Genomic DNA, 20,780 nt, shown 5'->3' on the forward strand with positions numbered 1-20,780 from the left:
TCCTCGCGTGGGTGGGCTATTTCTGGTGGAAATGGCCCCGGATTTTTTCAACGACGCCCGCTAGCCCCACGCCGTTGGACCCTTTGATCATAACTGCATCGCCCGAAGCAAGATCGTTGAGCACGATCATCCCCATCTCTGCTGCCGTTTGTGTGTGGCAAGCCACACGCCCGGCGCCCAGTGTAGTGGCAAGGGCGGCCATTTCGGGGCCGACCAGGTAGATACGCTCGGCGCCCGAGCGCAGAACTGCTTCGGCCAGGCTGGCATGGAGTGCAGCGCTTTGAGCCCCGAGCTCACGCATGTCGCCCAGCACCAGCAGTTTGCGGCCGCCGGGTGCGGGCTGGGCCGCAAAGACGTCGAGCGCCGCAGTCATCGAGGCGGTGTTGGCATTGTAGCTTTCATCAATCAGCAGCAGCGGGCGCTCGGGATCGCCCAGGAGCAGGCGCTGCCCCCTGCCCGGCTGTGCGCCAAAGCTGGCCAATGCTGCCACGGCAGCCTCCCGGCCCATTCCGGCGAGGTCAGCGACAATCAGCGCTGCAACGGCATTGACCACCATATGGCGGCCCGGAGTGTTGAGATGGAGGGAGATGCGCTCGCCGGCATGCTCAAGCGTGGCGGTGCTGCCCTGGACCTGCAGATCCGTTTCGAGGATGCGCCAGTCGCAGTTCTCGGTGAACCCATAGGTGATCACCCGTTGAACGCCCACCTTGCGTGCCGCCTCGAGCAGCAGCTCGATCTGGGGGTGATCGGCATTGAGCACCGCGGTGCCGCCAGGCTCGAGACCCTCGAAGATCTCCGCTTTGGCCGCGGCGATGGCTTCCAAAGAACCAAGATTTTCCAGATGTGCGGCGGCTACATTGGTGATCACGGCGACATGCGGTCGCACCAGTTGCGACAAGGGCGCGATCTCGCGGGCGGCGTTCATGCCCATTTCGAAGACGCCGAACTGCGCTTCCGCTGGCATCCGGGCCAGCATCAGCGGCACGCCCCAGTGATTGTTGAAACTCTTGATCGATGCGTGGGTCGGACCTGCTGCCTCGAGCACGGTGCGGATCGCCTCCTTGGTGGTGGTCTTTCCAACGCTGCCGGTGACGCCTACCAGCAGCGCCTCGCTCCTGGCACGGGCGGCGCGAGCGAGATCGCGCAGTCCCTCCAGCGCATCGGGGACGACGATGCAGCCGTCTTGTTCGCCCCGACCCTCGCTCACCAATGCAGCAGCAGCGCCATTGGCCAGGGCTTGGGCCACAAAGTCATGACCGTCGAAGCGGTCACCCTTGATGGCGACGAACAAGGCATCGGGACCCAGGTCACGCGAGTCGATGGAAACCGAGCCGATGCTCGCCCCAACCGTTCCCACCATCCGCCCCCCTGTGGCTTGCAACAGGGCGTCTCGGGTCCAGAGTGCGGGCATCAGAGTCTCTTGATTGCCTCGGCCACGGCTTGGTGGTCCGAGAAGTGGTGCTTGGTCGTGCCGATGATCTGGTAATCCTCGTGCCCCTTGCCGGCAACGAGCAAAACGTCGCCGGGCTGGAGCGCGGCAACGGCGGTGCTGATGGCTTCGCCGCGATCGCCGATCTCTGCGGCGCGGGGTACCGCATGCATGATCTCGGCGCGGATCGTGGCGGCAATTTCGGTGCGGGGATTGTCGTCAGTGACGATGATCTTGTCCGCCAGCTCGGCGGCAACGGCGCCCATCTGCGGACGCTTGCCCTTGTCCCGGTCGCCGCCGGCGCCGAATACCACACGCAAATCACGCGTCACATAGGGGCGTAAAGCCATGAGCGCGGTCTTCAAGGCGTCGGGCGTGTGGGAATAATCCACAAACACCGCCGCGCCATTGTGCTCGGCTACGAGTTCCAGGCGCCCCTTGGCGCCACGCAGCTCCTCAAGCGCGGCGAAAACTATCGCCTTGGGGACACCGCTCGCTATCGCCAACCCAGCGGCAACCAGGGCGTTGCCGACCTGGAATTCGCCGGTGAGCGGGAGGTGAAAGCTCACGGTTTCGCCTTCGAAGCGGACCTCGACGCGCTGCCCGTAGCCCTGCGTTGTCACCGAAAGGATCTGGATGGCAGCCCCGGGGGCATGGCCAACGCCCAGCAGCTTTGCGCCCCGGTCGACCGCGGCCGCGAGGAAAGCCGCGTGCTCGGGATCGTCCATATAGACCACCGCCGTGCCACCATCGGCCAGCAGATCGCTAAAGAGCCGCAGTTTAGCCGCGCGATACTCATCCATATCGGCGTGGTAATCGAGATGATCGCGCGTCAGGTTGGTGAAGGCGACAGCGGCAAAGCGCATACCGTCGAGACGCCGCTGATCAAGACCATGGCTGGAGGCTTCGAGCGCGACATGGTCGATGCCCTGCCCCTTGAGCGCGCGCATGTTCTGGTGGATTGATCGCGCGTCGGGGGTGGTGAGGCTGCCTTCGATGTGCCGGGTGGCGGTTTGCACCCCCAGCGTGCCGATGCTGGCGCCAGCAATTCCGGCATGCAGCCAGATCTGCCGCACGAAAGACGCGACGGACGTCTTGCCATTGGTGCCGGTGACCGCCACCACGGTTTGCGGCTGGGGCGCAAAAATGCGCGCGGCGGCGCGGGCATAGGCGGCGCGGACATCGGGAACCACGATCACTGGCACGCCGGGATCTTGGGCGGGCACGAGATCGGTGACCACTGCCAAGGCCCCGCGCCCCACCGCATCGGCGATAAAGGCATTGCCATGCACCGCTGCGCCGGGGAGCGCAAAGAACAGCTCGCCCAGCTCGATCCGCCGGCTGTCCGAGTCGAGGCCGAACACCGCACCCAGATCCTCGACCGGCGCGGCGCCTGATCCTTCCAGCAACTGGGATACGCTCAGTGACACTGCAACAGGTCCTTGTGGTTGGCCTTAGTAAACGCCAGCGGGCTTCAGCGCCTGATCAAGCGCTTCGGAGAAATCGGGCGCGATGCCCAGCATGGGCGCAACCCGCTGCACGATGCGACCGGTGACGGTACCGGCATTCCAGCCCGCGGTGGTGCCGGACTGCGGGTTTTCGGCCTTGGGCTCGTCGACCATGATCACCATTGCATAGCGCGGATTGTCCAGCGGGAACGCCGACGCAAAGAAGTTGGTGACTTTGCTGGAAGAATAGCGGCCGTCAACCACCTTTTCGGCCGTGCCGGTCTTGCCGCCGACGCGATAACCCAGCGCTTCCTTGTTCATCTGCGAGCCCGAACCTTCAAGGGCATTAAGCCGCATGAGATAGCGCAGGGCATCACTGGTGGATGGCTGCAGGACGCGCCGGTACAGGGACTCGGCCTCCCCCAGGTCACGTTTGTAAAGCGTGGGAGGCACGTAATTGCCGCCATTGACGAATGCTGCATAGGCTACCGCCATGTGCAGAGGGGAGACCGATAAGCCGTGACCGAAAGACGCGGTGGCCGCGCCAACTTCGGACAGCTGCTTGGGAACCGTTGGCAAGCGCATCTCGGGCAGCTCGAAGGGTACCCGCTGGTCAAAGCCCATCGTGCTCAGGAACTGCCGATAGGGCTCCTTGCCCATGGCCTGCATGATGCGGATCGTGCCGATATTGGACGAGTATTTATAAACTTCGGGCAGGCTGAGAATGCGGTGCTTGCCGTGAAAGTCATCGATGGTGAAGCGGCCAAAGCGGACGCCGAAGCGAGCATCGAACTGATCGCTCACCGACACCGCACCGCTATCGAGTGCACCGGCAATGGTCACGGTCTTGAAGATGGAGCCGGGTTCGAAAATGCCGGCGGTGATACGGTTGAAGCTGTCTTTGACCAGTGCCGAGGCGGGATCATTCGGATTGAAATCGGGCACAGAGGCGAGCGCGATGACCTCGCCGGTGTGCACATCCAGCATGATGCCGGCGGCAGCAATCGCCTGGTAGCGCGTCATCGCGTCCATCAGCTGCTCGTGCATCACATGCTGGGCGCGCATGTCGATGGAAAGCTCAACCGGGGTCAGCGCATTGCCGCGGGCAAGACCCAGCTCCTGCAGGAGAGCGACGTTCTCGCCGTCCATGTGCCGCTCGATGCCGGCAATGCCCTGGTTGTCGATATTGGTGGAGCCCAGAACGTGGGAAGCCTCGGCCATGCCGGGGTAAAAGCGCTTGGATTCGGTGATGAAGTCGATGCCCGGGATGCCCAGCCGCATCACCCGCTCCTGGATGGAGGGCGACAGCTCGCGCTTGAGCCAAACAAAGCCCTTGTCGCCAGTGAGCCGGTCGCGCAGCCACTTCTCGTCGAGATCCGGGATGACAGTGCGCAGTTTTTGCACGGCTTCTTCCACATCGATGATGCGGCGCGGCTCGGCAAAAAGTGAGGGGACGCGAATATCGACCGCCATTTCGAGCCCATTGCGGTCAAGAATTGGCGGGCGAGTCGCGGTGATCAGGTCGCGTGCCTGCCCTTCGATCGTGGAGTCGGGCACGACCATGCCCAACTGCACCAGCCGCGCGCTCACCAGAGCAAAACCCAGCACGATCGCGAAGATCATCCAGCGAATGCGCGCCTGGGTGAGATTGCCGCGGACTTTGCGTGCGCCGTCGAGCGAAATGGGCGGGGCGAAGTTCTCGTGCGCCAAGGCCATTACTCAATACCCTCAAGTTCGAGAATAGCGTCGATGGGGTCGATGCCGGCGTCCAGCGATTGGAACAGCGCGTTAAGCGCGGCGCTGTTGGGCTTGACCGGCCGCATGGGGAGACTCGCAAACGAGCCAAACTGCTCCTGCTTGACCGGCACAATGCCTAGCGCCGCCTGGTGCCGACGAACGATCGGATCGATATGGCCGGGCTGGTTGAGCACCGCCCAATCGGCCTTGAGCAGAGAAAGGTCACCCTCCTGCTGGTCGATGCGGGCGATCAGCGCCGTGCGCTCGCTGGCGGTGTGCTCGATGGAGAATTTCAGCGCGTAAACGCCCGAAAGCATCAGCACGCTGGAAAACAGCAGCAGAATGTTGAGGTTGCGGATCATGCATTTCCCCGGATTGTTGGCACGCCAAGGCCCTCCATTCGCACCGGACGGGCGGGCGCAGCGCCCCGGACCGCCCAGCGCAGAATGGCCGACCGCGAGCGGCTGTTGCGCTCAAGCTCGGCGCTGCCAGGCTTTTTCGCCTTAGCAACTTCGACCCAGCGCCGCTCTTCGCCCACCACCTGCGGCAGGTGCCGTGACTGAGTTGGCGCGCCCTTGTCGGGATCAAAGAAGCGTTTGACGATGCGGTCTTCAAGGGAGTGGAAGGTAATGACGGCGAGCCGCCCACCTTCACCTAGCAGGCGCTCGGCCGCGAACAGGCCCTGCACCAACTGCTCGAACTCGGCATTAACGGCAATACGCAGCGCCTGGAACGAGCGGGTGGCCGGATGGGCATCGCCGGGTTTGCGGCCGATGGCTTTCTCGATGATGCGGGCCAGCTGCAAGGTTGTTTCGATTGGCGCTTCCTGGCGGGCCGCCACGATGAACTGGGCGATACGCCGCGACTTGCGCTCTTCGCCGAAGGCATAAAGCAGGTTGGCAAGCGCTTCTGCCTCAAGGCCATTGACGAGATCAGCAGCGCTTTCGCCTGCCCCGCTCATGCGCATGTCGAGTGGACCCTCGCGCATGAAGGAAAAGCCGCGCTCGGCCTCGTCCAGCTGCATCGAGCTGACGCCGATATCGAGCACCACCCCGTCAAACGGGCCCTGCTCGCCCGCCAAATCGTCAAGCTGGGAAAATGTGCCCGGCAGAAAGGTAAACCGGTCGGGGTAGTCGGCCTTCAATGCATCGGCAAAGGGCAGCACGCTTGGATCGCGATCAATGCCCACGACCTCGGCCCCGGCAGCCAAGAGCGCGCGGGAATAGCCGCCGGCACCAAAAGTGCCATCAACGATTCGCTTGCCATGAACAGGCGCAAACACCGCCAGCACCTCATCGAGGAGCACGGGGATATGCGACATATTCTCTTGGCTGGCTTCGGGCATCTTACTCTTGCCCATGCGACCATAACTCCACGCCCGCGTCGATGCGGGTCACTCAAACCAAGCTCACTCTTGGACCAGTGTGTTTAAGATTCTGTTTCCCATGTCGCGCGCACGGCAAGTTGCCGATCACACCCGAGGCATCGCGCGCGATGCCTGCCCACCTGGAGGGCGGAATTCAAGGTTGCCCCCTCCAGCGGATTAGGCCATGAACAACCGTCACTTCAGGGTAATTTGATGCCGATATCGAACAATGCCTTTGTTCGCGCGACCACCATTCTCTTGTTGGTCGGCTTTTTTGCACTGGTCGGCATTGTCGGCACGACGATCTGGCTGGTTGAGCGCACCCAGGGCTATTTCAACGAGGTGGTCGTATCGCGCGAGATCCGCAGCGCCGCTACCGATCTGCGCAACGCATTGGTGGATGCCGAAACAGGGCAGCGCGGTTTTCTGCTGACAGGCAACGAAGCCTATCTGGAACCCTATACCGGGGCCGTTCAACGACTGCCCGTGTTGCAGCAGCGGCTGGTCACCGTGCTCGCGCCCTATCCCCAGCTTCGCGAAGGCCTTGTCGAACTCCAATCTGCCATCGACATCAAGCTGCAAGAACTTGCCCGAACTATTGATCTGATGCGCGCTGGCGATCGCGATGCCGCCCTGGCGATCGTCAACAGCGACACCGGCAATGAGAACATGGGGCGCACCCGCGACTTCCTCGTGGCGCTGGTGGCAAGCGCACAGGAGCGCCTCGATACCGGCGTGGTCGACCAGCGCAATGCCGCCACCGCGCTGCGTTGGGTCGCCATTTTTGGCGCGCTGGTGATCGTTGCTGTGGTGGGGGGCTCAGTCTGGACAGCGTTGGCCTATACCAGGGAAATTGCCCGGGCCCGCCGCGAAGTGGAAGAAGCCAATCAAAGCCTTGAGGAGCGGGTGCAGGAACGCACCGCGGACCTGGGCAAGGCCAATGAGGAAATCCAACGCTTCGCCTACATCGTGACCCATGATCTGCGCGCGCCTCTCGTCAACATCATGGGGTTTACCAGCGAACTGGAAACCAGCGTCGCTATCCTGCGTGACTATATGAGCGAGCGCGAAGAATCGGGAGATCCGAAATTCGCCGAGGCGCGCCTGGCCGCCACCGAGGACCTGCCGGAGGCGATCGGCTTTATCCGCTCTTCGACCCGCAAGATGGATGCACTGATCAACGCCATCCTCAAGATTTCCCGCGAAGGCCGGCGCCAGCTCAAGCCCGAAGCACTGAACCTCGCCGAAATCATCGACGCCTCGGTCAGCGCCATCCAGCATCAGGTGACGGAAAATGGCGGCTCGGTTACAACCGAGGTCAAGGTCGCACGCCTCGTCACTGACCGGCTTTCGCTGGAACAGGTGCTCGGCAATCTCCTGGACAATGCGGTCAAGTACCAGGAACCTGGCCGACCGCTGACCGTGGCCATCCGGGCCCTGCCCGCCGAGCGCAACCGACTCAACATCGAAGTGATCGATAACGGCCGCGGCATTGCGTCTACTGACCATGAGCGCGTCTTTGAACTTTTCCGCCGCTCTGGTAGCCAGAGCCAACCGGGCGAAGGCATCGGCCTGGCGCATGTGCGCACCATGGTGCGCAGCCTGGGTGGCGAAATTACCCTCTCCTCGGAGCTGGGCAAAGGAACGACCTTTAGAATCAATCTGCCGCGCGATCTGCGCAGCTATCTCGGGAGCAATGCAAAATGAACTCCGGCACACCCGTCACCATTGTCATGATCGAGGACGACGAGGGACACGCGCGCCTGATCGAGAAGAACATCCGGCGAGCCGGCGTCAGCAACCAGATCATCCCCTTCACCGACGGCACCTCGGCGCTGAACTATCTAATGGGCAATGATGGCAGCGGCGAAGTCAGCAGCGGACGGCAATTGCTGATCCTGCTCGATCTGAACCTGCCCGACATGACCGGCGTCGACATCCTCGAGAAGGTCAAGAGCAACGAACATACCCGCCGCTCACCAGTCGTGGTGCTGACCACCACTGATGACCAGCGCGAAATCCAGCGTTGCTATGATCTGGGCGCCAATGTCTATATCACCAAACCAGTCGACTATGACGGGTTTGCCAACGCGATTCGCCAGCTGGGATTGTTTTTCTCGGTGATTCAGGTTCCGGAAGCCGACTGACCCATGCCTAACCGCACGCCCTATGTGCTCTATATCGATGACGATGCCGGCCTTGCACGCCTTGTGCAGAAGGCAATAGAGCGGCGCGGCTATATCTTCGAGCATGCAACGACGGGCGAACAAGGCCTGGCGCGCATTGCGCAAGGCGGCATCGACGTGGTGGCGCTGGATCATAATCTGCCCACCGGCACCGGGCTCGATGTTCTGGCTCAACTGGCCGATATGCCTGACCGGCCGGCGGTGGTTTATGTCACTGGCACGGTGGAAACGGCCGTGGCGGTGGCGGCGCTCAAGGCGGGCGCGGCCGATTACGTCCTTAAAACCGTCGACATGGACTTCCTGGAACTCCTGACCAGCGCAATCGGCCATGCCGTGGACCTGCAACGCCTCAACCGCGCCAAGGCCAAGGCGGAGCAGGAAATGCGCGAGGCCAAGGACCGCGCCGAAACGCTGCTGGGCGAGGTCAACCACCGCGTGGCCAATAGCCTGGCCATGGTGGCGGCGTTGGTGGGCCTGCAGGCCAATGCCATCACCAATGAGGAAGCTCGCAGCGCGCTGGCCGAAACCCAGGCCCGCATCCAGGCTATCGCGGGCGTGCACCGGCATCTCTACACCACTGACGATGTGCGCTCGGTCCATATTGGCGAATATCTGCAAAGCCTTGCCAGCGAACTTGAAACCTCGATGCAGGCGGCGGGCAGCCTTTCGCGCATCCTCGTTGCGGTCGAGAACATCTCCATTCCCACGGAAAAGGCCGCTTCCGTGGGTGTTATCGTGACCGAGCTCGTCACCAACGCCATAAAATACGCCTATGGCGCCGATGCCGGTGGCGAAGTGCGCATCAGCGTTGCCCGCAAGGGCGAACTGATCGACCTGGTGGTGGAAGACGATGGGATCGGCTGGAACGGCACCGGCAAGCCCCAGGGCACGGGCCTGGGCAGCCGTATTGTCAAAGCAATGGCCCACGGCCTTGGGGGCACTGTCGCCTATCAGGCCGAGGGACGCGGCACCCGCGTGTCGCTCCAGTTCTCTGCCTCGTAAAAGGCGCCAGTTGACCTGTAAGCCGGGTTCTGTAGGGCACCGCGCTTGCGCGCGGTACGTGGTGACCATTCATCTAGGACGCCTGTTGCCAGGCGCCTCGTGCAACCAACCCGGATGATCTGGCCTCAAAACCGGCTGGGGCATGAAGCCCCGCGTCATCCCTATTTGGTCTTGCTCCCGGTGGGGTTTACCGTGCGGTCCCCATTGCTGGGTCCCCGGTGCGCTCTTACCGCACCCTTTCATCCTTACTCCGGCGCGCCGGAGCGGTTTGCTTTCTGTGGCACTTTCCCTGAGGTCGCCCTCGCCGGGCGTTACCCGGCACCGTGTTTCGAAGGAGCCCGGACTTTCCTCTCCCGGATGGTTACCCATCCGGCAGCGGCCACCCGGTCAACTGGCATGGGCCTTGTAGAAACGGATCGTTGGTGCCGTCAAGCACTGCTGGGCAGCAGCGGCTGGACGCGTGGCTTGGTAATCGCCTGATAGGCCAGATTAATCGCCGCCATGCGCGCTGTAGCAACCTCGATCAGTTCCTCAGGTACGCCCTTGGCGATGAGACGGTCAGGGTGGTGTTCGGCAACAAGAAGGCGATAAACGCGGCGCACTTCTTCTGGTGGCGCGCCGGGAGTCAGGCCAAGCACGAGATAGGGGTCAAGATCGCTATCCAGCATGACATGCTGGGCCGAGATCTGCTCGAAGCGCGCTTCATCAAAGCCGAAGATGTTGCTGACGGAGTGGAGATATTCCAGCTCGGCCTCATGCACCATGCCGTCGGCGGTCGCGATAAAGAACAGGCTATCGAGCACATGCTCGAGCGTATCGGGACTATCGGCGAAAAAGCGGCCGATCTTGCGGGCATAGCTTTCAAAACCCGCTACATCCTGCTTGGCCAGATTAAACAAGCGCTCAACCTGAGGCTCCTGCTCCTGGGAGACTTCGACCGTCGCGTTGAAGGCACGCACTTCCGAGGCGGTCACCGCCCCATCGGCCACCGCCATCTTGGCCGATAGCGCTATCAGCGCGAGGGTAAAGGCCGCATCGCGTCCGCCCGGCAGCCAGGTGTCGGGATCAAGGATATTGGCGACGGAGCCGGCCAGTCCAGTGCGACGCGTGAACGAGCCGAGAAAGGCCGAGAGTTTCTCCCAGCGATCCTTGTTCTCTTCCACTTTGCGCACACAGCACAGCATTGCGGCTCCTTTCGGCAGCGTCCGGCGAACGACTCGTCCGCCAGTTGGGTTGGGAAAATACCGGCGGCGCGGGGCGGCGTCCACCACTCCCCGCGCATGCCAGCCCATCAGCGGAAGGGGACGATATAAACTTCCTCGACGGGCCCGATCAGGCGATCCCGGCCCCGGCGAACGGGTTCCTCGGGATAGAATTCTTCCTCAAAGCCAGCGGTCCTTCCGGATCCGCCCTGGCGCCGGTTGAGGAATTCGGAAAGCGGGCCGGACTCCCAGTCCTCCAGATCGTCAGCGTCGATCCGGCCACGGTCGGCACTGACAACATCGGGCGGAATGATCACGGGCTCATCCCGGCTCGGTGCCACGGCAATCTGCGCCGGGGGACGCATGGACAGTGGCATCGGCACGGGTGCCACCTTCTGGGGCGGCAGCGAAGCGACTTCCACGGGGTCAACTCCAGGAGCCGCGGGATCGAGGGGCGCAGCGGCAACGGCCGGAGCGGGAGCCGGAGCCACAACGGGAGCCGGAGCCGTCGGTTGAGCGGGGGAAGCCTGGGGCGCAGCATTGGCCTCGGTGATATAGGAAGGCATCGCCTTGCCGGACTCGAGGAACGAGTTCACCGGATCGCCGGGCTTGTTGCCGGTTTTTGCGGGCTCGGCCACGGGCTTGACCGGCTCTACTGCCTTGGCGGGCGCCGCCGACTCAGCCTTGACCGGGGCGATCGCGGCTGGCTTAGCGGCGACCGGAGTTGTTGGTGCGCTGGCGACAGCTTCCTTTACCGGCTTGGCTGTGGGCCGTTCGCCCGCTGGCGCAGGGATCGGCGCCTGCGGCGAGATGACGGCCACGCGCTCGGGCTCGCCCAGCAGCTGGGCTGACAGCATATCGGCGACGGGTACGCCGACAACAACAAACAGACCGGCCCATGCCAGGCCATTGGTGAGACGACGATCGAATATCATGTTCTCAAACCCTGTTGTCCCGCCCTCAAAACCGGTAGAAAGACGGTTTTCATGGCCATTTCAAGGAGACCATGTCAGCCCGCCACATAGCGGCCACGCGCCTGAACAGAACCTGAACGGCATCTGGCCATGCCACCAGAACATGGTTAAGGCGGAATTAATTGGCGCGCCGACCCAGCAGCCGGGCAAGCGCCAGCACCAGATTAGAGCGGTTGAGCGTATAGAAGTGGAAGGCGGTGACGCCTTCGTCGAGTAGCTCGGTGACCTGCTCTGCAGCCACGGCGGAGGCCACAAGCGCATGGGTTTCCGGATCATCGTCCAGGCCCTCGAATCGCTCGACCATCCAGGGTGGGATGGAAGCGCCGCAGCGGGCGGCAAAGCCCGAGATCTGCTTGAAGCTGTGGATGGGCTGGATGCCGGGGATGATCGGGGCGGTGATGCCGGCGGCGCGAGCACGTTCCAGGAAGCGCAGGTAATCGGCATTGTTGAAGAACATCTGCGTGATCGCGCGGGTGGCGCCGGCGTCGAGCTTGCTCTTCAGATTATCGATATCGCTTTGCCAATCGGGGCTTTGCGGGTGCCGCTCGGGATAGGCCGCAACGGAAATGTCGAAATCACCGATGCGGCGGATACCGGCGACGAGGTCCGCGGCGTTGCGGTAGCCTTCGGGATGGGGCGTGAAGGGCTGCCCTACCCCTTCAGGCGGATCGCCGCGAAGGGCAACGATGCGGTTGACCCCGGCGGCTTGATAAGCGCGCACGACGGCATCAACCTCGTCGCGCGTGGCGCCGACGCAGGTCAGGTGCGCGGCACCCGATAGCCCAGTCTGGTCGGTGATGCTCGACACCATGCGCAAGGTGCGTTCGCGCGTCGTGCCGCCGGCGCCATAGGTGACGGAAACGAATTCGGGGTGGAGCGGCGCGAGCTTGTGCAGGCTTTCCCAGAAGCGCTCCTCGGTGGCGTCGTTCTTGGGCGGGAAAAACTCAAAGGAAAGGTGAAGCGGCGGGCGCTTTTCCGCAAGTTGCCGGCTGGTGCGGTCGCTGTCTTCGATCATGGCTGTTCCATTCAAGTTTATGCGCAGAGGCGCCACAGGCAGACGGTCAGCCCGCGGTCGCCATTGTCACTGGGGAATTCCCGCACGGTCTGCACCTGCAGCCCGGCACTCGCGGCCCAACCGCTCATCTGCGCCTGGGACAAGCCCAGCCGTCGATGCGCATGCTCGGTGCGCAGGAATTCGAGTTCATGAGGGGCAAAATCGACAATCACCATCTGCCCGCCTGGCTTGAGCAATTCGCGCGCGCCCATCAGCATGCGGCCGGGATCATCGAAATAATGCAGGACCTGGTGGATCACGATGGCATCGGCGGGTCCGAGTGCAGGGTCCAGTTCGGCCATGTCTCCGAGCCGCACCTGCGCATGGGTCACGCCGGCCGAACCAAGCCGCGCGCGCGCCACGCTCAACATTTCGCGGCTGGAATCAACGCCAATGCCGCGCTTGTAGCGATCGGCCAGCAGCTGGAGCATGCGCCCGGTGCCGGTGCCCAGATCAAGCAGCAACTCCACCGGCCCCCCCTGGAAGCCCCCAAGCACAGCCGATTCGACGGAGTCTTCAGGAACATGGAGCGTTTTGAGCAGGTCCCAGCTGCCGGCGACCTTGGCAAAGTAATGCGCCGCCTGCGCCTGCTGGGCGGCACGCACCTCGGCCTGCCGTTCGCAGTCGCGCACCCGCTCTGGGTCGGTGTGATCCACCCGCCCCACCAGCCATTGCGCAACCGCTCCCGCTTCGCCGTCCTGGGCGAGGCCGTAATAAGCCCAGGCGCCCTCGGCATTGCGTTGCACGAGGCCAGCATCGGCTAGGAGCTTGAGATGGCGCGAAACGCGCGGCTGGCTTTGATCAAGGATTTCGGTCAGGTCCTTGACGGAATGATCCCCGCCAGCGAGTAAAGCCAGAAGGCGCAGGCGAGTCCCCTCACCTGCCGCCTTGAGCACTCCCACCAATTCCGCCAACTCAGCCATCAGCCCTCACGAGATATAAAGATATCTTTATATCCCTTTGGGACGGAGGTCCAGAGGCTTAGGCCTAGGCGGAGGCGCGTTCGTCGGTCGCGGTGCGCTTGCGGAAGGAATGGGCCCGCCACAGCGCAAATATCTCGTCGGCTTCCTCGCGATCCATGCCAACGAAACGCTGCTGGATCAATACCTTGTCATCGGCACTGGGCAGATCGCGCCAGGGCAGCACGGCAAAAAGGGCTGCAAACAGGTCGGGCGCAACGCCCGCGGCCTTGAGCGCGACGCTTACCGCGACATAATCCTGGCTCGCGAGCCACTTCACCACCACTTCGGGGGTGATGCGCAGCATTACGCTGATGGCAGCGGCCGCGTGGTGGCCATAGCCAAAGCGAGCAAAGCGCGCGAGCGCGCGGTCGTCCAACTGCTTGCGATCGGACAGCGCCTTGACCTGGTTATAGGCCAGCTTCCACTCGGAGGCGGCAAAGCCGACGCCATTGCGGATGCGGTTGAACACCACCGCGTTGACCTTGCCAGCGGCCACCGGATCCAGCGTGCTCTCGGCCCGCGAGAGATCTTCCAGCACCTTATCCGACAGCTGATGGATCTCGCCGCGCAGCGACTGCCAATCCAGATCGTGCCGGCCGCGCAGGTCATGGGCGATCTCGGCGTCCTGGGTGGCGCGGGCGACCAGCTTTTGCAACGTCGCCCGGTCGAACTCGGCATGGGAATTGCGCACCAGCCGCACCAGCGAGGAAGTCTCGCCATGCTCGATAATGGCCTCGCCCACCCGTTCGGGCACGCTGGGGCGACTAGCAATGGCGACACGATGCGCTTCGCTCTGCTTGCTGATGATGTCGATCAGATCGTCGTCACTGAGGACATTGGAGAATTCGAGCAGCGGACGCGCTACTTCGATATCATCATTGGCGAGCTTGACCACGACAGTGCCCGGAGCGCGTTCCAGTGGCGCCAGCAACTTGGCGACATGGGCGCGCGCTTCCACCTCGACCAGCTCGGCCAGGTGGCAAAGCACCTCGTCATACTGGGCAACCTGCTCGTCGTCGCAGCGGTCGGAAACATAGCTGAACAATTGCGCCATGTTGCGGAACAGCTGTTCGCGCTCGGAGTGATTGTCCTCGCCATTCAAGACCCGGAAGCTGGAGAATGCGCGTTGGCCTTGATCGAGTTCGTTCATCGGTGGTCTCCACGACTATGCGTAGAACCACCCTGCGCCCGCACTCGCTTGCGCCCGGTCAAACGGATGCGGAGCAATTGACTAAAATTGTACGCAACCAGATAGAAGAAGGGGCGCAACCAGTGCGCCCCTTCCATCATCTCTGCGACTTAGTGCGAGCCGACTTCGCTGCTGTGGCTGGTGCTGATGCTCGAGGTCTTCTCGGCATCGGTTTCGCCCTTCACCTTGACCAAAGCCGCCCGTACGCCGGCGCCATAGGCCGGGTCCACCTGATCGAACAACGCCAGCTGGCGATCTTCGATGAACTGGGGGATGCCGTTCATGGCTTCGGCAATGTTGGAGAACAGCCGCTGGCGCTGGCCTTCGTCAAAAAGGGCAAACAGTGCCCGCGGCTGGCTAAAGTGATCGGCCGTGCCACGGAAGTCATAGCGGCCCACAACGCCTTCATAGCGGTGCGGTGGTTCGGCAAAGCTTGGATCTTCCACCGGGCCGCCAAAGCTGTTGGGCTCGTAATAAGCGTCCGCATTGGTGCGCATACCGAGCGTGGCTTCGCCGTCGCGATGATAGTGATGCACCGGGCAGCGGGGCTTGTTGACCTCGATCGACTGATAGTGGACGCCGATACGGTAGCGCTGCGCATCGGGATAGGAGAACAAGCGGCCCTGCAGCATCTTGTCAGGCGAAAAGCCGATGCCTGGGACGACGTTGGACGGGTTGAAGGCAGCCTGCTCGATGTGCTGGAAGTAGTTCTCGGGGTTCTTGTTGAGCTCGATCTCGCCGACCTTGATCAGCGGATAGTCGGCATGGGGCCAGACCTTGGTCAGGTCGAACGCGCTCCAGCCGGTGCGGCTCTCAAACTCGTCTTCTTCGCCTTCCGGCATGACCTGGATGAAGAAGGTCCACTTGGGGAACTGACCGTTCTCGATCGTGGTGTAAAGCTCTTCCTGGTAGCTCTCGCGCGACTTGGCAATGACGCCCTCAGCTTCACGATTGGTGAAGGTGCGGTGGCCCTGCTGGGTCTTGAAGTGGAACTTCACCCAGAATCGCTCGCCATTGGCATTCCACATTGAGAAAGTGTGGGAGCCGTAGCCGTTCATATACATCGGCGCCTGGGGGATGCCGCGGTCGGACATCAGGATGGTGACCTGGTGCAGCGATTCCGGGCACAACGACCAGAAATCCCACATTGCGGTACCCGAGCGTAGATTGGTGCGCGGATGACGCTTCTGGGTGTGGATGAAGTCAGGGAACTTATAGGGATCGGCGACAAAGAACACGGGCGTGTTGTTGCCCACGATGTCCCAGTTGCCCTCTTCGGTATAAAATTTGAGCGAGAAGCCGCGCACGTCGCGTTCGGCGTCGGCGGCACCCTGCTCGCCGGCCACGGTCGAGAAGCGGAGCAGCATTTCGGTCTGCTTGCCAACATGCGAGAACAAGGCAGCACGGCTATAACGCGTGATGTCCTCGGTGACAGTCAGCGTGCCATAGGCGCCCCAGCCCTTGGCATGCACCACGCGCTCGGGAACGCGCTCGCGATTCTGGTGCGCGAGCTTTTCAATCAGCTGGTAGTCCTCGAGCAGCACCGGGCCACGCGGGCCGACGGTCTTGGCATTCTGGTTATCGGTAACCGGCGCACCGGCGGTGGTGGTCAGTCTTGGTCTGTCGCTCACGAGAAACTCCTTGCGCCCAACGAGTCAGCAAGCTGGACTCGTTCTAATCTGGCAGCCTTGTGCCCAATCAATCTTCATCAGGCAAATTGATTGATCTTCTTAATGCGATAAGATGAACCTATCATGAGCTTTACCCTCAAACAGCTTCGCTACGCCATCGCGGTCGCCGATCTCGGCCATTTCGGCCGCGCGGCCGCCGCCTGCAACGTTACTCAACCCGCCCTTTCCCAGCAAATTCAGTCACTTGAAGCCTGGTGCGGAATCCCGATCTTCGATCGGCTGGTGCGGGAAGTGCGCCTGACGCCCTTTGGACGCGAGTTCGTTGGGCGGGCTCGCCCCCTGCTATCGGGAGCCGAGGCGCTGGCGAGTTTTGCCGCTGGCCCCGCCACCGCGCCCGACCGACCGCTCAGGTTCGGGCTGATTCCAACTGTGGCGCCCTATTTGCTGCCCGATGTTTTCCCGGCCCTGGCGCAGCGGCTGCCCGAAATGCGCTTTGCCATTAGCGAGGACCGCACGGGCGCCTTGCTGGCGGCGCTGGGCGACGGGAGCCTTGATCTGGCGCTGATCGGCTCCGAGCTGCCAAGGGGCGGCCCCAAGCTGAGCAGCCTCCCCTTGTTCGAGGATCCCTTTGTGCTGGCCACGAGTTTGGCGGAAGCGCGCGAGGGTCCGGTATCGCTGGCCGGCGTGCCGCCTGAGCGCATCTTGTTGCTCGATGAAGGCCATTGCTTTCGTGACCAGGCCATTGCGGCTTGCGATCTCGGCAGCGAGCTATCGAGCCGTACCTTTGCCGCCACTTCGCTGTCCACCATTGTGGAATTTGTTGCCGCCGGCCAGGGCGTGACGCTGTTGCCCCGGATCGCTTTGCGCAAGGAAGCGGGCGACCGCATCGCCATCCACCCCTTGGCGCCGCCTCGCCCAGGCCGGCACCTGTCGCTCGTATGGCGAGATGGATCGCCATTCGCTGGGGTGTTTGAACAAGTGGCCGAGCTGATCCGCGAAACCGGGATGGGCGAGGCCAAAGGCTAGCCCGCCGGGACGGGCTCCACCGGCAGCCGGCGATTGCGGAAGCTGTCATAGCTGAACACGGCAAGGGACAGCCAAATCAGCCCGAAGCTGACGAGCCGCACACCGTTGAGCTCCTCGTGGAACACGAAGACGGCGACCATGAACTGCAGGGACGGCGAAATATATTGCAGCATGCCGATCGTGGTCAGGCGCAGCCGCTGCACGCCATAGGCGAACAGCAGCAGCGGCACCGCCGTGGCGGGGCCGGTCAGCATGAGCAGCACCATCGTGCCCGGATCAGCATGGGCGCCCCAGCCATAGGTCGCGATGTTGAACACCACGTAAGCCAGGGCCGCGGGAGCCAGCAGCACGGTTTCCCCGAATAGCCCGGAGACGGGGCCGGCCATCACCGTCTTGCGGAAATAGCCGTAAAAACCAAAGCTGAGCGCCAGCCCCAGGGCGATGAACGGAAAGCTGCCCATGCCGATGGCCTGGAGCAGGATGGCGAAGGTGGCGATGGCGATGGCAATGGTTTGCAGGCGGTTCTGCCGCTCGCCCAGCAGCACCATGCCCATGGCTACATTGACCAGCGGGTTGATGAAATAGCCAAAGCTGGCTTCGATCACCTGCCCGGTTTCCACCGCCCAGATATAAAGGAGCCAGTTGCCGCCCAGCAGCACCGCGGACACCAGCATGATGATGGCCTTGCGCCGATCGGCAAAGAGAGCGCGAACTTCGCCGAACTTGCGCGTGACGAGCAGGATAACGCCCAAGAGCAGCAACGACCACAGGGTGCGCTCGGCCACGATCATCACCGAGCCCACCGCATCGAGCTGCCGGAACAGCAGCGGCAGGAAGCCCCAGCACAGGAACGTGCCGATGGCGGCAAGGACCCCGGTGCGCGCGTCGCCGCTTTGCGGGCGGGTCGTGGATGGGGACGTAGCGGGGGAAGTTGGCGCGGACATGGGATGCTCCGCCCCGGAACCGGGGCTCGGGTGTCCTTAGCAGGGGCGTGACAGCGGCGCCAAGACCCTTGTGGTCACCGGCTAGTCGAGCTCAGGCGAGCCGCCGCCTTCGATGGCATCGAGGAACTGCAGCAGCAGCGTGTTGACCAGATCAGGCCGCTCGATGCTGGGCAGGTGGGCGACGCCTTCGAGTACCGCGGCAAAGGCGTTGGGCATTTCTTCGGAGAGATGGTCGTGCCGCTCGATCAGCGCGCCGAAATCCTCGTCGCCCACCAGCAGCAGCGTCGGGGCGGCAACCTCCCCTACCCGGCTCCAGACTTCGGGCGCGGGCTCCCCTTGCGTGAGTTCGGGTTTGCGCAAAGCAATGCCGTTCATGTCGAGGAACAGCTCGCGCACGGCCCCGCCAACGCGGCCGCTTTGGGCGCGCGGACCATCGAGCCACTGATGGGCCTGCACCTTGTTGAGCATGTCGAGATCACCGCGCTCATAGGCGTCTTCCTCGGCCGCTTCCACCGCCGCTTCCATGTCCGAAGTGCTCCAGGGCGCGCCGGTCACCGACGTGCCGAGCAGAACAAGGCCAATGATGCGGCCGGGATGGCGCAGGGCAAAATCGAGGGCGAGGCCACCCCCGAGCGAGCAGCCCACCAGCACGGCGGCGTGGATATCGAGCGCGTCGAGGAGAGCCTCGAGATCATCGAGATGGCTGAAGGGCTCGTCGGGGCTTTCGGTTTCGCCAAAGCCGCGACGGTCATAGGTGATGGCGTGCCAGCCCGCAGCGGCAACCGCCTGCATCTGGCTGGCCCACATGCGGCTGTCAGCAACGCCGGCATGCAGGAAGACGACGGGCAGGCCTTCGCCCAGTTCGGAGCCGGCCAGGATTGCCTGGCCGATCTCGATGTCGAAGGGCTCGCCCGTCATCATCGGTCCGATCAGCGCGTCAGCGGCTTATAGGTGGCGCGCTTGGGATTGACCGCATCGGCGCCGAGGCGCCGGACCTTGTCGGCTTCATAGTCGGCGAAGTTGCCCTCGAACCATTCCACATGGCTGTCGCCTTCAAAGGCCAGCATATGGGTCGCCAGCCGATCGAGGAACATGCGATCGTGGCTGATGATCACGGCGCAGCCGGCGAATTCCTCCAGCGCCTCTTCGAGCGCCGCAAGGGTTTCGGTGTCCAGATCGTTGGTCGGCTCATCGAGGAGGAGGACGTTGGCGCCAGACTTGAGCATCTTGGCCAGGTGCACCCGGTTGCGCTGCCCGCCCGAAAGATTGCCCACCTTTTGCTGCTGATCGCCGCCCTTGAAGTTGAAGGACGAGGTATAGGCGCGCGAATTGACCTCGCGCTTGCCCAGCATGAGGATTTCGTCGCCCTCCGAGATCTCTTCCCACACAGTCTTGTTGGGGTTGAGGCTGTCCCGGCTCTGGTCGACATAGCCCATATGGACATTTTCGGCGACCTTGATGGTGCCGGAGTCAGGCTGCTCCTGGCCCGTCAGCATCTTGAACAGCGTGGTCTTGCCCGCGCCATTGGGGCCGATAATGCCCACGATGCCGCCCGGGGGCAGCTTAAAGGTGAGATTGTCGATCAGGAGGCGATCACCAAAGGATTTGGAGAGGCCTTCCACGTCGATGACGTTCTGGCCCAGGCGCTCGCCCACCGGAATGATGATCTGGGCGGTCGAGGACTGCGTCCGCGCCTCATTGATCTTGACCAGTTCGTCATAGGCCTTGAGGCGAGCCTTGCTCTTGGACTGGCGCGCCTGGGGGGACTGCCCCATCCATTCGCGTTCGCGCTCAAGCACCTTGGCGCGAGCCTGGTCTTCGCTCTTTTCCTGGGCGAAGCGCTTGGCTTTGGCAGAGAGGTAAGCCGAATAGTTGCCTTCATAGGGCACGCCGCGACCACGATCGAGTTCCAGGATCCAGCCGGTGACATTGTCGAGGAAGTAGCGATCGTGGGTGATGATCAAAACGGCGCCGGCGAATTCGCGCAGATGGCGCTCCAGCCAAGCGGTGGTCTCGGCATCGAGATGGTTGGTGGGCTCGTCGAGCAGCAGCAGGTCGGGCTTGCTGAGCAACAGGGCGCACAGGGCCACGCGGCGGCGTTCGCCGCCTGAAAGCTTGGTCACGTCGGCTTCGCCCGGAGGGCAACCCAGGGCTTCCATCGCCACCTCCACCTGGGACTCGAGGTCCCACAGGTTTTCAGCGTCGATCTGGTCCTGCAACTTGGCCGCTTCATCGGCGGTCTCGTCGGAATAGTTCATCATCAGCTCGTTATAGCGATCGATGACGGCCTTCTTTTCCTTGACCCCGGTCATGACATTGCCGAGCACGTTGAGCGCCGGATCAAGCTCGGGCTCCTGCGAGAGGTAGCCAAGCTTGGCGCCCTGGGCCAACCAGGCTTCGCCGGTGAACTCGGTATCGATGCCCGCCATGATCTTGAGCAAGGTCGACTTACCCGAGCCGTTCGGACCCAGCACGCCGATCTTGGCATCGGGGTAGAATGACAGGTGGATGTTGTCCAACACCTTCTTGCCACCGGCATAGGCTTTGGACATTCCGCTCATGTGATAGATAAACTGGCGAGCCATAGGCTTGCGACCTCGTAGGAACCTTGGTTTGGGCTGCTATGTAGG

The 20,780-nt window shown here is 62.9% G+C and carries 18 protein-coding genes and 1 other RNA gene; 4 read left to right on the plus strand and 15 right to left on the minus strand.

The window, feature by feature from the left end:
• Nucleotides 1-16: 16 nt before the first annotated feature.
• From murF to rsmH, 5 genes are read right to left on the minus strand one after another with little or no spacing between them, the layout of a single operon-like run.
• Nucleotides 17-1,411, minus strand: a complete 1,395-nt coding sequence (murF, locus tag HRQ64_RS13505) for a UDP-N-acetylmuramoyl-tripeptide--D-alanyl-D-alanine ligase (RefSeq protein ID WP_210258553.1) — start codon at nt 1,409-1,411, stop codon at nt 17-19.
• Complete coding sequence (locus HRQ64_RS13510) at nt 1,411-2,859, minus strand: UDP-N-acetylmuramoyl-L-alanyl-D-glutamate--2,6-diaminopimelate ligase (RefSeq protein ID WP_349236711.1); 1,449 nt, start codon at nt 2,857-2,859, stop codon at nt 1,411-1,413. Before HRQ64_RS13510 ends, murF begins: the two co-directional genes overlap by 1 nt.
• Before the next feature lie 24 nt (nt 2,860-2,883).
• Entirely contained in the window at nt 2,884-4,593 is a 1,710-nt protein-coding gene (locus HRQ64_RS13515) for a penicillin-binding protein 2 (protein ID WP_172123666.1), read from the minus strand.
• Nucleotides 4,593-4,976, minus strand: coding sequence for a hypothetical protein (locus HRQ64_RS13520; RefSeq protein ID WP_127753571.1), 384 nt, complete (start codon nt 4,974-4,976; stop codon nt 4,593-4,595). Before HRQ64_RS13520 ends, HRQ64_RS13515 begins: the two co-directional genes overlap by 1 nt.
• A complete protein-coding gene (rsmH, locus tag HRQ64_RS13525) occupies nt 4,973-5,974 on the minus strand; it encodes a 16S rRNA (cytosine(1402)-N(4))-methyltransferase RsmH (protein WP_248307058.1) in 1,002 nt (333 codons plus the stop codon). The genes HRQ64_RS13520 and rsmH overlap by 4 nt, the downstream gene beginning before the upstream one ends.
• 219 nt (nt 5,975-6,193) lie before the next feature.
• Here rsmH and HRQ64_RS13530 point away from each other — a divergent pair, with 219 nt between their 5' ends.
• From HRQ64_RS13530 to HRQ64_RS13540, 3 genes are read left to right on the plus strand one after another with little or no spacing between them, the layout of a single operon-like run.
• Nucleotides 6,194-7,687, plus strand: coding sequence for a CHASE3 domain-containing protein (locus tag HRQ64_RS13530; protein ID WP_172123667.1), 1,494 nt, complete (start codon nt 6,194-6,196; stop codon nt 7,685-7,687).
• A complete protein-coding gene (locus tag HRQ64_RS13535) occupies nt 7,684-8,127 on the plus strand; it encodes a response regulator (protein WP_127753573.1) in 444 nt (147 codons plus the stop codon). Before HRQ64_RS13530 ends, HRQ64_RS13535 begins: the two co-directional genes overlap by 4 nt.
• Before the next feature lie 3 nt (nt 8,128-8,130).
• Nucleotides 8,131-9,168, plus strand: coding sequence for a histidine kinase dimerization/phosphoacceptor domain -containing protein (locus HRQ64_RS13540; protein WP_172123668.1), 1,038 nt, complete (start codon nt 8,131-8,133; stop codon nt 9,166-9,168).
• Nucleotides 9,169-9,170: 2 nt separating this feature from the next.
• On the opposite strand, the gene rnpB is transcribed toward HRQ64_RS13540, so the two are convergent.
• The 7 genes from rnpB to HRQ64_RS13575 all read right to left on the minus strand — a co-directional run bounded on the left by rnpB (nt 9,171) and on the right by HRQ64_RS13575 (nt 16,180).
• An RNA gene (gene rnpB, locus HRQ64_RS13545) (RNase P RNA component class A) lies at nt 9,171-9,563 on the minus strand.
• Between the two features lie 33 nt (nt 9,564-9,596).
• On the minus strand, nt 9,597-10,352 hold the full coding sequence (locus HRQ64_RS13550) for a DnaJ family molecular chaperone (protein ID WP_127753575.1): 756 nt from the start codon (nt 10,350-10,352) through the stop codon (nt 9,597-9,599).
• Between the two features lie 107 nt (nt 10,353-10,459).
• Nucleotides 10,460-11,305: a hypothetical protein gene (locus HRQ64_RS13555; protein WP_172123669.1), complete on the minus strand. Its 846-nt coding sequence runs from the start codon at nt 11,303-11,305 to the stop codon at nt 10,460-10,462.
• A gap of 157 nt (nt 11,306-11,462) precedes the next feature.
• Nucleotides 11,463-12,359: a methylenetetrahydrofolate reductase [NAD(P)H] gene (gene metF / locus HRQ64_RS13560; protein ID WP_172123670.1), complete on the minus strand. Its 897-nt coding sequence runs from the start codon at nt 12,357-12,359 to the stop codon at nt 11,463-11,465.
• A gap of 17 nt (nt 12,360-12,376) precedes the next feature.
• On the minus strand, nt 12,377-13,321 hold the full coding sequence (locus HRQ64_RS13565) for a metalloregulator ArsR/SmtB family transcription factor (protein WP_172123671.1): 945 nt from the start codon (nt 13,319-13,321) through the stop codon (nt 12,377-12,379).
• A gap of 64 nt (nt 13,322-13,385) precedes the next feature.
• Nucleotides 13,386-14,510: a DUF2336 domain-containing protein gene (locus tag HRQ64_RS13570; protein WP_172123672.1), complete on the minus strand. Its 1,125-nt coding sequence runs from the start codon at nt 14,508-14,510 to the stop codon at nt 13,386-13,388.
• 149 nt (nt 14,511-14,659) lie between these two features.
• Entirely contained in the window at nt 14,660-16,180 is a 1,521-nt protein-coding gene (locus tag HRQ64_RS13575; RefSeq protein WP_127753580.1) for a catalase, read from the minus strand.
• Nucleotides 16,181-16,303: 123 nt separating this feature from the next.
• On the opposite strand from HRQ64_RS13575, the gene HRQ64_RS13580 reads away from it, so the two are divergent.
• Nucleotides 16,304-17,206: a hydrogen peroxide-inducible genes activator gene (locus HRQ64_RS13580; RefSeq protein WP_172123673.1), complete on the plus strand. Its 903-nt coding sequence runs from the start codon at nt 16,304-16,306 to the stop codon at nt 17,204-17,206.
• Here HRQ64_RS13580 and rarD read toward each other — a convergent pair.
• From rarD to ettA, 3 genes are all read right to left on the minus strand, one after another.
• A complete protein-coding gene (gene rarD / locus HRQ64_RS13585; protein ID WP_172123674.1) occupies nt 17,203-18,150 on the minus strand; it encodes an EamA family transporter RarD in 948 nt (315 codons plus the stop codon). The two genes, HRQ64_RS13580 and rarD, sit on opposite strands and share 4 nt — an antisense overlap.
• Before the next feature lie 81 nt (nt 18,151-18,231).
• Nucleotides 18,232-19,071, minus strand: coding sequence for an alpha/beta hydrolase (locus HRQ64_RS13590; protein WP_172123675.1), 840 nt, complete (start codon nt 19,069-19,071; stop codon nt 18,232-18,234).
• Between the two features lie 8 nt (nt 19,072-19,079).
• On the minus strand, nt 19,080-20,735 hold the full coding sequence (gene ettA / locus HRQ64_RS13595; protein WP_172123676.1) for an energy-dependent translational throttle protein EttA: 1,656 nt from the start codon (nt 20,733-20,735) through the stop codon (nt 19,080-19,082).
• Nucleotides 20,736-20,780: the final 45 nt, after the last annotated feature.

This window comes from Devosia sp. 919, from assembly GCF_013185965.1.
GTDB lineage: Bacteria > Pseudomonadota > Alphaproteobacteria > Rhizobiales > Devosiaceae > Devosia.

Coding starts and splice junctions, on each gene's coding strand:
- murF (WP_210258553.1), bottom strand. CDS start 1,411: ATGCCCGCACTCTGGACCCGAGACGCCCTGTTGCAAGCCACAGGGGGG.
- HRQ64_RS13515 (WP_172123666.1), bottom strand. CDS start 4,593: ATGGCCTTGGCGCACGAGAACTTCGCCCCGCCCATTTCGCTCGACGGC.
- HRQ64_RS13520 (WP_127753571.1), bottom strand. CDS start 4,976: ATGATCCGCAACCTCAACATTCTGCTGCTGTTTTCCAGCGTGCTGATG.
- rsmH (WP_248307058.1), bottom strand. CDS start 5,974: ATGGGCAAGAGTAAGATGCCCGAAGCCAGCCAAGAGAATATGTCGCAT.
- HRQ64_RS13530 (WP_172123667.1), top strand. CDS start 6,194: ATGCCGATATCGAACAATGCCTTTGTTCGCGCGACCACCATTCTCTTG.
- HRQ64_RS13535 (WP_127753573.1), top strand. CDS start 7,684: ATGAACTCCGGCACACCCGTCACCATTGTCATGATCGAGGACGACGAG.
- HRQ64_RS13540 (WP_172123668.1), top strand. CDS start 8,131: ATGCCTAACCGCACGCCCTATGTGCTCTATATCGATGACGATGCCGGC.
- HRQ64_RS13550 (WP_127753575.1), bottom strand. CDS start 10,352: ATGCTGTGCTGTGTGCGCAAAGTGGAAGAGAACAAGGATCGCTGGGAG.
- HRQ64_RS13555 (WP_172123669.1), bottom strand. CDS start 11,305: ATGATATTCGATCGTCGTCTCACCAATGGCCTGGCATGGGCCGGTCTG.
- metF (WP_172123670.1), bottom strand. CDS start 12,359: ATGATCGAAGACAGCGACCGCACCAGCCGGCAACTTGCGGAAAAGCGC.
- HRQ64_RS13565 (WP_172123671.1), bottom strand. CDS start 13,321: ATGGCTGAGTTGGCGGAATTGGTGGGAGTGCTCAAGGCGGCAGGTGAG.
- HRQ64_RS13570 (WP_172123672.1), bottom strand. CDS start 14,510: ATGAACGAACTCGATCAAGGCCAACGCGCATTCTCCAGCTTCCGGGTC.
- HRQ64_RS13580 (WP_172123673.1), top strand. CDS start 16,304: ATGAGCTTTACCCTCAAACAGCTTCGCTACGCCATCGCGGTCGCCGAT.
- rarD (WP_172123674.1), bottom strand. CDS start 18,150: ATGTCCGCGCCAACTTCCCCCGCTACGTCCCCATCCACGACCCGCCCG.
- HRQ64_RS13590 (WP_172123675.1), bottom strand. CDS start 19,071: ATGATGACGGGCGAGCCCTTCGACATCGAGATCGGCCAGGCAATCCTG.
- ettA (WP_172123676.1), bottom strand. CDS start 20,735: ATGGCTCGCCAGTTTATCTATCACATGAGCGGAATGTCCAAAGCCTAT.